General features: G+C 70.1%; 12 protein-coding genes and 4 pseudogenes. 6 read left to right on the top strand and 10 right to left on the bottom strand.

What is annotated here, in order from left to right:
• Positions 1-33 precede the first annotated feature (33 nt).
• A complete protein-coding gene (locus ACZ499_RS30785; protein WP_468679486.1) occupies positions 34-519 on the bottom strand; it encodes a hypothetical protein in 486 nt (161 codons plus the stop codon).
• 1421 nt (positions 520-1940) lie between these two features.
• On the opposite strand from ACZ499_RS30785, the pseudogene ACZ499_RS30780 reads away from it, so the two are divergent.
• The 3 genes and pseudogenes from ACZ499_RS30780 to ACZ499_RS30770 form a co-directional block, all read left to right on the top strand.
• Positions 1941-2574, top strand: a pseudogene (locus ACZ499_RS30780) (SMI1/KNR4 family protein); the annotation flags it as partial.
• Between the two features lie 665 nt (positions 2575-3239).
• A complete protein-coding gene (locus tag ACZ499_RS30775) occupies positions 3240-3716 on the top strand; it encodes a hypothetical protein (protein ID WP_468679485.1) in 477 nt (158 codons plus the stop codon).
• A 338-nt stretch (positions 3717-4054) separates the two neighbouring features.
• A pseudogene (locus ACZ499_RS30770) lies at positions 4055-4192 on the top strand (IS5/IS1182 family transposase); the annotation flags it as partial.
• Positions 4193-4322: 130 nt separating this feature from the next.
• Here ACZ499_RS30770 and ACZ499_RS30765 read toward each other — a convergent pair.
• Complete coding sequence (locus ACZ499_RS30765) at positions 4323-4727, bottom strand: type II toxin-antitoxin system PemK/MazF family toxin (RefSeq protein WP_468679484.1); 405 nt, start codon at positions 4725-4727, stop codon at positions 4323-4325.
• A 109-nt stretch (positions 4728-4836) separates the two neighbouring features.
• Here ACZ499_RS30765 and ACZ499_RS30760 point away from each other — a divergent pair.
• Together ACZ499_RS30760 and ACZ499_RS30755 are read left to right on the top strand one after the other, a co-directional pair.
• A pseudogene (locus ACZ499_RS30760) lies at positions 4837-5064 on the top strand (IS701 family transposase); the annotation flags it as partial.
• A 254-nt stretch (positions 5065-5318) separates the two neighbouring features.
• Positions 5319-5528, top strand: a complete 210-nt coding sequence (locus ACZ499_RS30755; RefSeq protein ID WP_468679576.1) for a helix-turn-helix domain-containing protein — start codon at positions 5319-5321, stop codon at positions 5526-5528.
• A gap of 29 nt (positions 5529-5557) precedes the next feature.
• Here the strand turns inward: ACZ499_RS30755 and ACZ499_RS30750 are convergent, their stop codons facing one another.
• The 7 genes from ACZ499_RS30750 to ACZ499_RS30720 form a co-directional block, all read right to left on the bottom strand.
• On the bottom strand, positions 5558-6838 hold the full coding sequence (locus ACZ499_RS30750; RefSeq protein ID WP_468679483.1) for an MFS transporter: 1281 nt from the start codon (positions 6836-6838) through the stop codon (positions 5558-5560).
• The gene (locus ACZ499_RS30745) at positions 6835-7407 is read right to left on the bottom strand and encodes a glycine-rich domain-containing protein (protein WP_468679482.1); all 573 of its coding nucleotides are present in this window, start codon (positions 7405-7407) and stop codon (positions 6835-6837) included. Before ACZ499_RS30745 ends, ACZ499_RS30750 begins: the two co-directional genes overlap by 4 nt.
• Before the next feature lie 128 nt (positions 7408-7535).
• Positions 7536-8879 (bottom strand): hypothetical protein, encoded by a 1344-nt coding sequence (locus ACZ499_RS30740; RefSeq protein WP_468679481.1) that lies wholly within the window; start codon positions 8877-8879, stop codon positions 7536-7538.
• A 108-nt stretch (positions 8880-8987) separates the two neighbouring features.
• On the bottom strand, positions 8988-9140 hold the full coding sequence (locus tag ACZ499_RS30735; RefSeq protein WP_468413253.1) for a hypothetical protein: 153 nt from the start codon (positions 9138-9140) through the stop codon (positions 8988-8990).
• A gap of 248 nt (positions 9141-9388) precedes the next feature.
• A complete protein-coding gene (locus tag ACZ499_RS30730; protein ID WP_468679480.1) occupies positions 9389-11062 on the bottom strand; it encodes a SulP family inorganic anion transporter in 1674 nt (557 codons plus the stop codon).
• 368 nt (positions 11063-11430) lie between these two features.
• Positions 11431-12102: a carbonic anhydrase gene (locus tag ACZ499_RS30725; protein ID WP_468679479.1), complete on the bottom strand. Its 672-nt coding sequence runs from the start codon at positions 12100-12102 to the stop codon at positions 11431-11433.
• Between the two features lie 530 nt (positions 12103-12632).
• Positions 12633-13157 (bottom strand): MBL fold metallo-hydrolase, encoded by a 525-nt coding sequence (locus ACZ499_RS30720; protein ID WP_468679478.1) that lies wholly within the window; start codon positions 13155-13157, stop codon positions 12633-12635.
• Positions 13158-13321: 164 nt separating this feature from the next.
• Between ACZ499_RS30720 and ACZ499_RS30715 the strand changes: the two are divergent.
• A pseudogene (locus ACZ499_RS30715) lies at positions 13322-13889 on the top strand (IS5 family transposase); the annotation flags it as partial.
• Positions 13890-14063: 174 nt separating this feature from the next.
• Here the strand turns inward: ACZ499_RS30715 and ACZ499_RS30710 are convergent.
• Entirely contained in the window at positions 14064-14219 is a 156-nt protein-coding gene (locus ACZ499_RS30710) for a hypothetical protein (protein ID WP_468679581.1), read from the bottom strand.
• Positions 14220-14512 lie beyond the last annotated feature (293 nt).

Genomic DNA, 14512 nt, shown 5'->3' with positions numbered 1-14512 from the left:
GGGGCGCGCGGGCGCCCTACCAATGTCCCGGCGTCAGCAGTGGAGAGCCACTTCCTGGCCGAAACCGTTGGAGGAGGCGGTCGGCGGCTGGTAGCCGGGCGGGAAGACGACCTTGAAGTACATCCAGCCGCGGTACTTGCCGGGGCTGCACCGTACCGCCGCGTTGTTCTGCGCGGAAGCGGTGTTCCTCTGCGTCCTCAGCGCGGACTGGTTGACGAGGTGTCCGTTCTTGTAGAGAGCGGCCCGCGTGGTGATCTGGGGCACCGGCGCGGTGCAGGAGACCGTCACGACGACGTTGATGGTGCCCGGTACGTGCGTGGAGTTGTGCGGGCGCTGCACTTGCCCCGTACACCTGATCACCGCCGAGGCGTCCGCGTCCGAACCGAACTTCCCGGCCTCCGCGCTGCCGCCGACGGCTCCCTGAGCGTTGGATACGGCGGCCGGAGCGGACGGGTCGCCACCTCCCGCTCCTCTCGCGGCGACGGGCGAAGTACCACCGACGAGTGCCAGGGCCGCCATTGAAGCGGCCGTGGCCGCCGTCCTCCATGTACGCACGTCTACTCCTCAGCGTTCGCCTGCTCGGCTGAGGCAAGTGAAGTCCACGGAAGAGCCCTGCAACAAGCAGTGGCCGACCAATCACCCATAGGGATGAACGCGCCGAATCCAAGGCACTTGGAACCAGCACGCTCCTTCGCGCAGACGACTGATCCGAGGCCACAGCGGCCTCCCATGATTCTGCAGCGTGACCGGAGTGACCGGAGTGACCGGAGTGACGGGAGTGACCGGCGTGACGTACGTCCTGATCGCCGTAGTGTTCGCGCGGCGCGGCTGACGTTCCCCTTTCCCCCTCTCCGGCCTGTGCACGGCAGCGACTCCGGATGTGAGCGCCGTGTACGGACGGGTCAGCGACCTCACCAAGGGATGGCGCCGGACTGCTGGAAGGACACCAGGGACCAGATCGTCAGAGCGAGGAGAATCAGGATGAGGAACCCCAGAGCCCGGGCCCAGGGGGGCGTCCCTCCTCGTGGTTCGGTTGGCATGTTGCCTCAGGGTTTCGTCGTAGGGCGGGTTGATTGACAACAGTCGGCGTTTCCCCGCCGTCGGTGTCGCTCCTCCCGAGGGTGGCAGACGCTGCCCTCGCGTGTGGGCCTGCCGGTCCGACCCTGCGGAGGGCCACAGCACGTCTGCCGGTGCAGAAACGGCCGTCCCCTGCCTCGTTCTCGTCTTGTCGTCCCAACAACGGGTTGCGAGCCTTTCGCCGGGACCCGGCTCGCGCCAAAAGGCGCACGAAAGCAGGCCACTTCCTGTCCCGGCCTCTGCCGTGCCGCCCCCGGCGACCCGTCAGGGCACCCTGGCGACGGCTTACCGGAGCGGAGGAACCGGCATAATGGTCAGGCCAAGTCCCCCCGTGGCGCTGGTGGTTCCAGCATCGGAGGAAAGGTTCACGCCGGTCGTGGTCGCCTTTTGCGTCAGCCTGGTAGTGGTTGTTGCGTATTGCTCCATCAATCCGAATGGAAAGTGACAAACGGTTCGGGGCTTTCGTAGTCGAAACACCGCACCGCGTCGGGCCAGAAGAGAGGACAGCAGATAGCTGAGGTAGGTGCCAGACATCCGCCATTGGTGACGGCGTGCCTGCCAAAGTCGCGGTGTGGGCGCACAACGGCCCCATTGTGAGCGGACGCTATGCACACGGCGTGCCCGCCCCGAGCCTGCACTTCAGAGAACGGTGCGGCGACGCGTGCTACGCCCTGGGCCTGCTGTTCGGCAAGGGTGCCCTCCGTGCCCGCCGCGCGCACCAGCAGCCCCGCCCGCCCGCCCGCCACCGGCTCAGCGGCGGCGGCTCCCGCTCCGCCGCCCCATACCCCTGCCACCCCGCCCCCTGTCAGTGACCCCACTTACCGTGGGCAAACGGTGATCAGTGGGCAGGGACGTGGGCAGGCATACGCGAACGCGTCGAGGCGGTGGCTGCTCGGGCGGCGAGCAAGGACGTGTTCGGGACGCTCGGGCATCGGTGGCTCCTGGAGGAACCGCTCACCGAGGACGCCCTCGCTGAACTGGAGGAGCAGATAGGCGTCCGGCTGCCGGAGGAGTACCGGACCTTCCTCCTCCACGTCGCCGCGGGCGGTGCCGGTCCCGCCTACGGCCTCTTTCCCGTACAGCGGGTGCAGGGCCGGTGGCTGGGAGGGCGACGGCGCCGACCTGGCTGACCTCTCCCTGCTCGCCCTGCCCTTTCCCGAGCAGGGCCCGGACCCCGAGCCCCTCGAAGAACTCCTCGCCCAGCGCCCCGAGGAGGAGGACTTCGACGAGATCGAGGACTTTGACGACGCCATCGAAGCGTGGGACGAGCGGTGGGAGGCCCTCCTGTTCGCCCCCGAGCGAACCGCCGGCGCCATCGTGCTCTGCCACCTCGGCTGCGCCCAGCGCGAGTGGCTGATCATCAGCGGCAGCCACCGGGGGACGAGGTGGTCCGACGGCCGGGCGGACGACGCCGATCTGGTGCCGCTCCTGGACGACGACGAGAAGCCGGTGACCTTCGCCCGCTGGTACACCGGCTGGCTGGAGAAGGCCGAGCGCGCGGTGGCGCACACCGTCGGATGTCTGACGCCGCACCGTCGATGGTCTGACGCCGCCCGGCGCCCCCCGCATCACCCTCAGCCCCCCACCCACCGACCCCGGGGCGGGTGTGCCGGGGCCGGGCCGGGGTGCCCGTGTGTTCGTCATGCCAGGGGGAGACCGTGATACCGCAGCCCAGCCGGGGCCCGGCGCGCCGTAGCGTCGTGGCCGGGACCGTCGCCGCGACGGGCTGCGTGTCCGGCCGGGACACCCCGGACCGGCGCAACGGGCGCAACGGGCGCGACAGCGGGGCGTCCCCCACGGCCCGACCGCGCCGCGGCGCCGCCACCGTGATGCACTTCGACAAGCGCAGGGCCAGGTTCGGCACCGTCCTGGTGGTCGTGGACCAACCCGCCTCCATCGGCGCGGCGTGGGCTCGCCGCTGCACGGGAGTCGGGCAGTCGGGCACGGGTGAGTGGGGGAGCCCCTCTGCGAGCGCAGCCCTTTGGCGGCCAGCTGAGCGAGGCCCGGCTCAGAGGGTGCCGCCGCGTCCCGGACGGCGCCGGGGGGCACGGCGGCTCCCGGATCGGATTGCTCGGAATCCGCGCGTGAACTGTGACGCTCTTGTTGCGGGAATTATGGGATCCACCACAGTCATCAGATCCTTGTTCTGGTGGGCTCGACAGATGGTGTTGCTGCTTCTGCTGCTGATCCCAGCTGGGCTGGGCGTTACCTTCGCCCTCGTCGGTTATGGATTGGGCGCACTTGATCGGGAAGGCCTGCGCCGTGCCGACCGCAAGGTATGGCTGCGAAGCACCGCCGCCCTCCTGGGAGCGGTCGCGGCGGCCCTCTATACGTGGGGCTTGCTTGTCGTCGCCGGTGCGGTCTTGGAAGCGGAAGACGGCGGAGCCGGCTCATCGCCTCTTCGGCCCTGCCGAACGCCGGGCCAATGGGAGCGAGCGCTGCACGTCGTCGACTACACCGTCAACTACGTGCCTCTCCGGTTCGTCTGCGAGACGAAGGGGGGCGGGGCTTACGCTGCTGAGTCCGTTCCCGGCTACATCAACCCAGCTGTGCTGGTCGCCGCGCTGGCAGCCGCCGTATGTGCCGCCTCCGCGAACCCTGGATCGAGGCGTGCGGCCAAGCAAGGACCGCCAATGTGATGTCTTGCCCTCGCTTCACGCGGGAGCGGCGCGGCCCTCGGCGATCAGCGCGAGGACTGTGCGCCCGCCCGGGGTGAGCTGCCCGGAGCATCAGAGCCGCCTCCGCGGCCGCTGCGGCACACACGCGGCTACGACGCGATCGGCCCCCTCGTCTTCACCGGCAGCCACCCGTACACCAAGAGCGCCCTGACGACGAACGACGAGGCGCTCCTCAAGTACGACGACGCGACGGTCCACGACGCCTACCGCGAGAACTTCCGCACCCGGCGCACCCTGGCAGACCAGCAGATGGCCCGTGTCGCGGCTGCCGGCTGAGCGACCCAGGGGGTCGCCGTGATCAGTGGCGGCTCCTGCCGCACGACCTCCCGGCCTGGTCGTCGGTGTTCTACTACTTCACTCTGTCGCGCCAGGACGGCCTTGACCAGCGGATCCAGGAGATCCTGCGCTGCCAGGTGCGGGAGCGGTCCAGACGATTAGTACTGCAATTAGTACTCCAGCCGTAGATCGTGATCTCGATGGTGAGGGGCGTCGAGGCGGCAGGTGTCCAGCGTGGATCATCTCGCCCGAGATCGCCCATGCCGTCGCGGGCGTCGGCTCCTTCTCCGTCTACCCGAGTTCACCGCGACGGAGGGCGTCCCTTATCTCGCTGAGCTTCGCGGTCGTTGCCGGGGTCCGCTCCTGTGCTTGTTCAGCGAGTCGGAGGGCATCGTCGATCTCGCTGAGCTTCCTGGAGGGCAGGACGGCCGCCCGCTCGATCAGGTCGTCCCGGGACACGGTGGTCAGCCACGTGCACGGGGTGAAGCCTGGACGCGGGAACGCGAGCCGCAGCACGCCTTCGAGCGGCATCCCTTCACCGGCGCCGACCGTCACTTCGATGCCCAGACCGCTGATGTCGAGGCCCGCCGGAGCGACGACCTGCATCACCTGGAACCCGGACGCGTCGTCTCCTGACAGCAGTACGACCAACCTCCGCTCGTCGAACTGGACCCACCAGACTTCGCCACGTTGCACATGCCCTCCGATACACAGGACGGCAGGCAGACGCTGCGCGACCTGACGCGGTGTGGAGACGGGTGCGGCCACCGTTGATCATCGGTGTGTGAAGACAAACGATCATGCGGTGGCCGCAGGTCACAGCGTAGACCCTGCCTGCTGGCAGGAGGCGTTCGAGGGCCTGACGAGCCGGATAGCGGGACGCTTCACACGGGTCGAATCCCGACGCCGGGCCCGGAAGTTGGTACTCGGCCTGTTGTCGGACCTGCCGCGCAAGAACTGCTGGACCATTGCCGAGTGGGCCGGGGACAGGACCCCGGACGGCATGCAGCACCTGCTCGGGAGGGCGAAGTGGCGTACGACCTGGCCGCCGATGTCGTCGCGGGCCGGGTGTGTACTGGAGCACCACCTCGACCATGACGCCTCGTCCGGCGGCCCGGCCATCTCCGGCGCGTCCGGCCACAACGCGCTGTTCCTTCGGATGACCGCCTTCATCGCCGAGCATCTGCCGGGCCCCGCGCTCGGACCGGAAGCCGTCGCCGCTGCCCACCACGTCTCCCTGCGCTATCTGCACCGCGTCTTCCAGCACCACGGCACCACGCCCAGGCCCTGATCCGCCAGCAACCGCTCGACCGGTGCCGCAGGGACCTGGCTGACCCGGCCCTGCGGCACCTCACGATCCACACCATCGCCGCACGCTGGGGCTACCCCCAGCCCGACCGGTTCTCCCGCACCTTCCGCATCGCCGCTGGAATCACCCCCTCCGAATACCGCACCATCCAGGGTCACCAGCACCTCCCGGCTGGCGCAGACCAGTGAATCGCCCAAGCCCTCAAACCCCCGCCCCGCTACACCGTCGAGCGCGACAGGGACGGCGCGCCGTACGAGCGGGACTGGGAGGCATGGGCCACGAGCGGAATGACGGCCAGGGCAACCACGCCCGCGCAGAGGGCCAGCCACCGGTACCCGCTCCCCGCCACCACCAGCCCGGAGACCATGCCGCCGGTCGCCCCGGCGATGGCCATCCCCACGTCCACCAGGCCCTGGGTAGCCGCTCGTGCCTCGGGTGCGGCGGCGTCCGTGACCAGTGCCGACCCGCTGACCAGGCCGAGGTTCCATCCGACGCCGAGCAGTACCAGGGCCGCGGCCAGCAGCACCGTCCCGGCGGTTCCGGTGGGCGGGGCAAGTGCGGCGAGCACCCCGGCCGCCAGCAGTACCCCGCCGGACGCGGTGGCCACCGGCAGCCGCCCGACGCGGTCCACGAGCAACCCCGTCAGCGGCGAGGGAAGGAACATCGCCCCGACGTGCAGCGCGATCACCAGCCCTGCCGCCTGGGTGCTGTGCCCGTGGCCGGTCATGTGCACCGGAGTCATCGTCATGACCGCGATCATGACCAGTTGCCCGGTGACCATCACCGCCGCGCCGGCGACCACTCCCGCCCCACCCGAGTGACCGTGCCGCCCGCCGGACTCCGCCGCCTGTCCGCTCTGCCGCTCACGCGCCAGCAGCAATGGGTCGGGGCGCAACCACAGGGCCAGCACGAGCGCGGCAGCCGTATACGCCACGACGGCGAGCAGGAAGGGGCCCGTCAGGCGGGGCAGGCCCCACGCATGTGCGACGGCTCCGGTGGGTCCGGCCAGACTGGGCCCGGCGACGGCACCGAGCGTGGTGGCCAGCAGTACGGTCCCGGTGGCCCGGCCGCGTTCCTCGGGCGCGGCCAGGTCGGCTCCGGCGTACCGGGCGAGGAGGTTGGTGGCCGTTCCGGCCCCGTAGACGAACAGGGAGAACAGCAGCAGGGGGACGGTACGGGCGGTGGCGGCAGCGACCACCCCGACGCTGCCGACGGCGGCGGTGGCGTGGCCGAGTGCCAGTCCGGGGCGGCGCCCCCACCGCTGGGAGATCTGTCCGGTGCCCAGTGCCCCGGCCGCGGCGCCCGCCGTGAACAGGGCCACCGGCAGTCCGGCGAGCCCGGTGGAGCCGAGCAGGTCCTGGGCGAGCAGTGCTCCGACGGTGATGCCCGCAGCCATCCCCGCCCCGCCGAGTGCCTGCGAGAAGACCAGCACCTTCAGGATGCGGAGCTGGACCTCCGGCGGGGCGGGCCCCGGGTCCCGGGCGGGCGCGGAGGTCACTCGGTCGTCCTGCCGGACGGATCCAGCGCGGAGATCTCCGCCAGGTCGAGTCCCAACTGCTCGTTGAGGAAGCACACGATGGTCCAGTGCGGGAGCGCGTCCTCGTCGAAGGGCCCGAACGAGGCGGTGTAGAGCGGGATCCAGCGCAGGGCCTCCTCGGCAGCGATTACTCGCGCCTTCTCTTCGGCCCGTTCGTCAGGGCTTGCGGTGTAGTTGGCGTAGGCGATGCTGCGGTGGTGGATGAAGTACCCGCCGGGCAGGCGGTCTTCGCACAGCTCCCGGTATTCGCGGGTCTGCAGGATGAGGAAGTGCCAAATCTCGTCGATCTCCTGCTCCACTGGCAGGAACAGTCCGCCGAGCCGCTCGGGGTGCTGCGAGACCAGGTACAAGTAACGCAGACACTCGCGTACTTGGTGCCGCACATGGGAGCTGTCGTGGCCGGTCGTGGCCGTGAAGTGCCCGACGACTTCCTCGTGGAACGCGGTACCGAGCAGTTCGACGGCGGTCGGCGCGGGGGTGGCAGGGGACGTGGCGACCGCGAGGGGCGCGGAGGTTGCGGACAGCGTCATGGGCGGGATCCCGTTCGGACGCGGAGGGACAGGGGGGTTCGGCGGCTCGGAGACTTGGGGTCGGCGGGTGCGGGTGGGCGCTGCCTGGGTGACCGGGTGTGCGCCTGTGGCCGGGTGGTGTTGCGGTTTCAGGAGGGGCCGGCCAGCCAGGCGTACTTGCCAGAGCGGCCGATCGGCAGATGTGTGCGGTGGACCAGCGTGCAGTCGCGGCCGGTGAGTTCGCAGACCTGCGCCATGAGGTCCGCCGTCTCCGTCGCGTCGAGCGGGGCGCCGTCGAACGTGGTGTAGTGCAGGGCTGCGCCGCTCTCCCCCGGTGCACCTGCTGAGCCTTCTGGGTGCGTCGGTACGGCCGCAGCCCTGATGTCCGAAGGACCGGACAGGCTACGGGTGTTGACGGACTCGGGGCCCGGCCGGGCAGGCGAGGCCGCACGGGTCAGGCGCAGCTGGTGCAGGAAGACTCGGCGGGATACCGCAGCGATACGGGCGTCAAGGTCGGCCTGGGCGACGGGGCCGTGCGGGGTGGGGAGCAGTTCCTTCTCCCGACCGCAGAAGACACCGATGCGCGTGGGGTCGCTCGAACCGTCCAGGGTGCGTACGCAGTCTCCGGAGCGGTAACGCACCAGCGGCATATAGGGGTTGCGGAGGCTGGTCACGATGAGGCTGTGGATGCCGCTGCCGGGGGCGACCGGGATGAGTTCGACGCTCATGTCGTCCAGGTGCGGACGGTAGCGGCCGGTGTGTGGGTCACTGGAGTAGAGGTAGCCGAGCTCGGTGCTGCCGAACAGGTCCACGACCGGGCAGCCGAAGCGCTCGCGCAGCAGGGCGCGGACGTTCGAGGGCGTGTACTCGTACGCGTGGACGATGCTGCCGGGGCGGGGGAACTCGTCCCACAACCCCCATGCGTCGACCTTCCGCACCAGGTGGGCGAGGTGGTAGCCGGAGCAGTCCAGGTGGTAGGCGCCGACCGGGTGGGCCCGGCTGACGTCGCGGATCTCGGCGAGCATCCGGCGAACCTCGGCGCGGTCCCAGTCGGCGGGGTCGAGGGTGCGGTTGAGGTAGAGCGTGCGGCCGTCGAGCCACCGGTCGCCCGGAGTGGCCCCCGGTTTGCCGGAGTTGACGCGCGCGACGTGCTCGGTGGCGAGCACCGTCGTCAGGGAGATGCGGGCGGCCCCGGCCTCCCAGGTGGCGCGCAGGTCGGGGTGTTCGCTCCACAGCCGGTAGTAGGAGCGGAGCAGGAAGTAGGGCGGCCGTATCAGCTGCATCCGGGCGTGGTTGGTGCCGGTCGACATGACGTACTCGGCCTCGCCCGCCTCCAGGGCGTCCGCGAGACGGGGCGTCATCCAGTTGTCGGGGAAGTCGCGGGCGATCTCCGGCTTTTCGAGGATGGGGAAGTCACCCCGGGCGACGGACGCCCGGTAGAGCGGGATGTCCCGGACCCGGTCCACGACGTCGGGGCTGGGCTGCGGGCTCATGGGGCCTCCGTGGGGTCGCGCGGGGAAAGGGGCGGGAGCCGCCTGCCGCAGACGCGACGCACGGCTCCCGCAGGTGTCGGGTGGGTCAGCTGGTGAGGTACGGGTGGGTCAGCTGATACAGCCGGTCTTGCCGACGGCGCTGATGCAGCCCGACTTCGGCGCAGCGCTGATGCAGCCGTCCTTGGCGCCCTGCGCCGAGTTGGCCGCGACCCACTTGGTCCAGACGGTGTCCTGGGTCATCTGCTTGATGAGCTTGTCCATGAGGGACCTCCTCGTGTGTACGGAATCGGTGGGCACGGGTCCGGGGGGACGGACCTCCGGCAACCCGCTCACCAAAGGTAAAGAAAAGCCCAATGGATCGTCAATGAAGGGTCAAGAGGATGGCGGGAAGTGGCCCACCTCGTCGCCGTCCGCAGTGGACGGCACGCGGGCAGGGCGGAGCGCCCCGCCGGGGAGGGCCCCTGACGGACGTTCCAGCTGCTGTTTCGTCGGCCGGGCTGCCCGCTGGGTCACAGCCGGAGCCGGGGACTCGGCGGAGTGTGGGGGGGGGAACGCTCCGGCCCCCCCCCGGCTGCGCCCCCCTCTAACCCCTTTCCCCCCCCCCCCCCCCGGGCCCCGCGGGTGGGGTTCCCCGTTCCCCCCCCCTTGCCGTGCGCCGCGACCGCGGGGGCCGCGTTCACGGTGCCGGGGAGCACCGGGACGGGCTCGGCGGGCGACTCGCGGTCACGGTGCTCCGGGGTCGGCCGTACGGGCTCGGCGTTCACGCGGTTGTGCCGTGCCGCCCAGCTCTCCAGGGTGGTCTGGCAGGCGTGGTCGAGGTGGCGCACACCGGTCAGGTCCAGTTCGACGGGCCGGCCTTCGGGCAGTGCCTCCAGGGTCTCCAGGATGCGCGGCAGCCGCAGGAACGTGGCGCTGCCCACGAGCCGCACCACCAGCCGCCCGCCGGTCAGTTCGTGCACGTCGACCTGGATGTGCGACGTCTCCCAGGCGGACTTGGCCACGGCCAGGACCAGGCCCAGTATCACGCCGTCGAACATGTTGGTCAGCACGATGGCGGCGGCGGTGACCCCCAGGACGATGGCCTCGCCGCGGTGCGCGCGCCAGAGCGGAACGATGTCCTTGACCGGGATGAGCTTGCAGCCCGCGTGCACCAGCACCCCGGCCAGGGCGGCGAGCGGGATGATGCCGATCGCCGCGGGCAGCAGTACCGCGAAGAGCAGCAGCCACACACCGTGCAGGATGCGCGAGAGCGATGTGCGCGCTCCCGCCTGGACGTTCGCCGAACTGCGTACGATCACCGCCGTCATCGGCAGGGCGCCGAGGATGCCGCACACCGTGTTGCCGACACCCTGGGCCACCAGTTCCTTGTCGTAGTGCGTGCGCGGGCCGTCGTGCATACGGTCCACGGCCGCCGCGCTGAAGAGGGACTCGGCGGACGCGATGAGGGTGAAGGCGAGGACCGTACCGAGGACGGCCACGCCGCCCAGGTCGGCCAGGTCCCCGAGACCGGGCGGCTGAATGGCGTCCACCAGGCCGCGCACGGTCACGTTCGCCACGTCCAGGTCCAGGGCCGCGACCACGGCGATGGCGAGCGCGACGGCCGCCAGCGGTGCGGGCACCAGCCGCGCCCTGGCGGGCAGCCGCGGCCACAGCACGAGCACCGCGATCGTGCCCAGGCCCACCGCGGTGGCGGTCAGCGCGGTGCCGTCCCGCACCACGTCGGCGATGAGTCCGGGAAGCCCGAGAATCTTGTCGGGGCCGGAGCGGGGCTGGCTCTGTCCTGCCATGGTGTAGAGCTGACCGAAAATCAGCACCAGGCCGATGCCCGCCAGCATTCCCTGGACGACGGAGACGGATATCGCGCGGAACCAGCGTCCGCAGCGCAGGAGGCCGAGCACGATCTGGAGGGCGCCGGTCAGCAGCACAATGGCGCCGAGCATGCTGAGCCCGAACTCCCGGACGGCTTCGAAGACGAGCACGGTCAAGCCGGCCGCGGGACCGCTGACCTGCAGGGCACTGCCGGGCAGGAAGCCGACCACGAGGCCGCCGACGATACCGGTGACGAGGCCGAGTTCGGCCGGGACGCCCGACGCCACGGCGACCCCGACACACAGGGGCAGGGCCACCAGAAAGACGACGAGCGAGGCGAGCACGTCCTGGCGCAGCACGCCCGGGCGGCGCAACTCGCCGAAGGAGGATGGCAGGAAGGAGGGACTGGGGGCATGTGGGAATTCCTCGGTCGGTCTGACAGGCCGGGGGACAGATTCAGGGGTGCCGAGCACCGCCAGTGGCGCGGCGCCCGCGGATCGCGGGCGCGGGCACGGCTACGGGCACGGGCGTGCCCCCGAGCGCGTGCGCGCTGCGCGGCTCGGCTCGGCTCGGCAGGAGAAGGGGATGTGAAGCGGCAGCCCATCCGCACGCGCATGAGCATGTCGACATGCTCATGCGCGTGCGGATGTGCCTACGCATGCGGACCCAGACGCGTCTCGGACGGGCGGTCTCCGCGAAGCGTGCTGCGCGCCGTAAGCACGCAGTCCCGCAGTGAGAGCGCTCAGAGAGGCCCGAACGCGGAGTGCCCTTCTTCGCCGGATCTGACGGCCGCGACGCGCGCCCCGGCCCCGGTGGCGTCGTACGGCGCGGGCCGATGGGCGCGGACGGCGCCGGTGTGGACCTCGTAGTACCAGGCGTGCAGGGTGAGCGACCCGTCGGCGAGACGCTCACTGACGCACGGATAACCCCGCAACGTCGCCAACTGCGCGAGCACATGGGCTTGTACGGCCTCGGCGACGGCCGGGGTGCCGGGGAGCGAGCGCAGCGAGGCGTCGTGCGGCACCGCGTGCTCCAACCAGCCCCGCACGGCGGGCATGGTGGAAAGGTCGTCGCCGCGGACCAGGGCGCCGACGGCACCGCAGTGCGAGTGTCCGCAGACCACGATGTCGCGGACACCGAGCATACGTACGGCGTACTCGACAGTGGCCGCCTCGCCCTGGGGGCGGTCGCCCTCCGGGTAGGGCGGGACGACGTTCCCCGCCGTGCGCAGTTCGAAGAGCTCGCCCGGCCGGGCCCTCGTGATCAGGGCGGGAACGACGCGGGAGTCGGAACACGTGATGAACAGGGCCTGCGGGGACTGCCCCGCTTCCAGGGCGCGGAACCGCGCGGTGTGCTGGGGGTCCGCCACATGCGCTGTGGCGAACGAACGGGCATGGTCGATCAGTGACTTCATGGTGGCCTGCCTCCTGCGCCGCTGCGGCGTGGGGGCCGGAGCGCGGTGTGGTCGGGTCAGAGGGTTGAGGTTCTCGGCGCGCCAATGGTGTGAGCCCAGGGCTGGTCCCCGGCACGACTGACAGCAGCCACACCTCCACTTTGCCTTTGCATTACCTCCCGCGGAAGGGTAAATTCTTGCCAAAGAATGGGCAATAATCGCCGCCGGTCTGTGGGTTGGTACGCGAATAGACCATCGGTCCGGGCTCCGATGGTTGGTCCCTCGCACCGAGGCGCGAACTCTCGGACGGCGTAGGCGTGTTGCGTACGTGTTACGGCAAAGTTTCCGCGGCGGCGCCGCTCACGCCCCCGACGGCCGCGGCTGCTCCGGCGGGACCGAGCTCTCGGCAACCGCCATCCACTGGTCCAGGTCGGACTCGGTGAACTCCACCCACGGTGGGATCTCGGGGAGCTGACGGAGAAGGTCGTAGGCCTCGGGGATCTGGGAGCCGCGAAGGACAGGGCAGTGGCATCCGGCGATGACCTCGGCGTTCAGGTGCTGGAAGTCGGTGACGACCGTCCTGAACTTCTGGGCGTCCAGCAGGGCGACCCAGGGAGCGACCAGGCTTCCGCCGAAGAACTGGCCGTCGCGGAATTCGTCTGGCGACAGCGCTGCCATTCCGGGCATGGGGGTCGGCACGTTCGTGGCAAAGGTGTCCACGGCCCACAGGACGTTGGTCTTCGGGTCGAAGAGGGCGCGGGTTGTGGGGTTGTCGTACAGGGGCGGTCGCCCGTGTCGATCGTGTCGCCGTCGGTCATGAAGCGGCACCGGTTGATGGGGGTCTCCCCCTCCTCGGCCATGCGGCCGATGGAGAACCATGTCGTCAGCAGGGTCGCATTCGGGCATTCCGCAAGGACCGCCAGGAGGTTGCCGGCGTGGTCGCGGTCGTCGTGGGCGAGGAAGATCCACCGTACGTCCAGAGGATCCGCGACGGACCAGGCTGCCTCCAACCACTGGGAGCGCACTGCGGGCGCCCCGGTGTCCACGAGGACCGGTTCGGCTCCCCGAATCACCATCGAATTCATCGGGAAGTGGCCGACCGGTGGGGCCTCAAGGGCCCACGGGATGACGAAAGTCTCCTCGGCGATCTTGTACGGCTGCAGAAGGTTAAAGCTTCCATGGTCGTCATCACTGGTCTCCTAAGACGTCGTTTCTTTTGGCGTGATTCGTTGAGCCGTGCATGACGGATCTGGTTGAGCGGTTGGTGCCGGATGAGTTGTGGACGTTGTTCGGCGGGTGGTTCCGCCGACAGAGGTGAAGCCCCCGCAGGGCGGGGGCCGACGCAGAGCAGGTGACCGCGAGACCTTGGCGGCGATCATCTTCGTGGCTACCTCGGGCTGCACCTGGCGGCAACTGCCGCCAGTGTTCGGTCCGGCCTGGCCCACGGTCTACCGGCGCTTCGCCCAGTGGAGCCGGGAAAGGGTCTTGGCCAGGCTCCACCGGGTCGTCCTCGACGAACTCGGTGCCCGCGGCGAGCTGGACTGGTCGCGGTGCGCGATCGACTCCGTCAGCGTCCGGGCAGCAAAAGGGGGCCACTGACCGGACCGAATTCGACCGACCGTGGCAAGAACGGATCGAGAATTCACCTCATCACCGACCGGAACGGGCTCCCCCTGTCCCTGGGCATCTCCGGCGCCAACATGCACGACAGCCTCGGCCTGGAACCGCTCGTGCGCGGGATCCCGCCCATCCGCTCCCGACGCGGCCCGCGCCGCAGGCGCCCGGCCAAGCTCCATGCATCCACCGGTGGCGGGGATGGTCCTCGCTTTTCCGTGGAGTGTCGGAAGTCAGTGCTCCGCGGCTGCCCGGAAGGCAGCGGCCTTGCGGGCGGCTTCGGGAGCTCGGTCACATCCGTGAAGGTGAGGGCACCGAGGGTAGCCGCGTCGCTCCATGCGCAGATGACTGCCCCGCCCGTGCGACCATCACCGTCGGCCATCGCCGTATCCGTAGCTCAGGCGGCCACCCAGCGGACCCGCGTCGAACGACGCCACATCCCGTACCCGGGCGCCGGCGAAGAGATTGCGGAACTCCTGGGTGATCGAGTACTTGCGCTTCTCCGCGCCCAGTCCGGTGTCCATTCAACCGTGAGCCTTTTCCAACCTGACCGTGGGGCCGTGATGTTGGTCGGTGCGGGCTGTACGGAGCGAGGAAGCTCCTGGTAGATGGGTTCTCGACCAAGATCACCCGTGTCCGCCAGGAGCTTCGCGTGCTTGTCTGCCCGTCGTCGATCGATCTGTCCAGCCGTACCGTGCGGTACCTGACCGAGCAGCTCGCCGTCCGGCAGCGGGAGTTCGGTACGCGGTGGCGGCGTCTGGACCCCCCTCCTTCCTTCCCCGGGAGAAGTCGCAAGACACCTATGGGTTTTTTCTTT

The organism is Streptomyces sp. NPDC031265 (genome assembly GCF_055570295.1).
The sequence above is the reverse complement of the archived record's forward strand: the minus strand, read 5'-3'. Positions and strand labels throughout refer to the sequence as shown.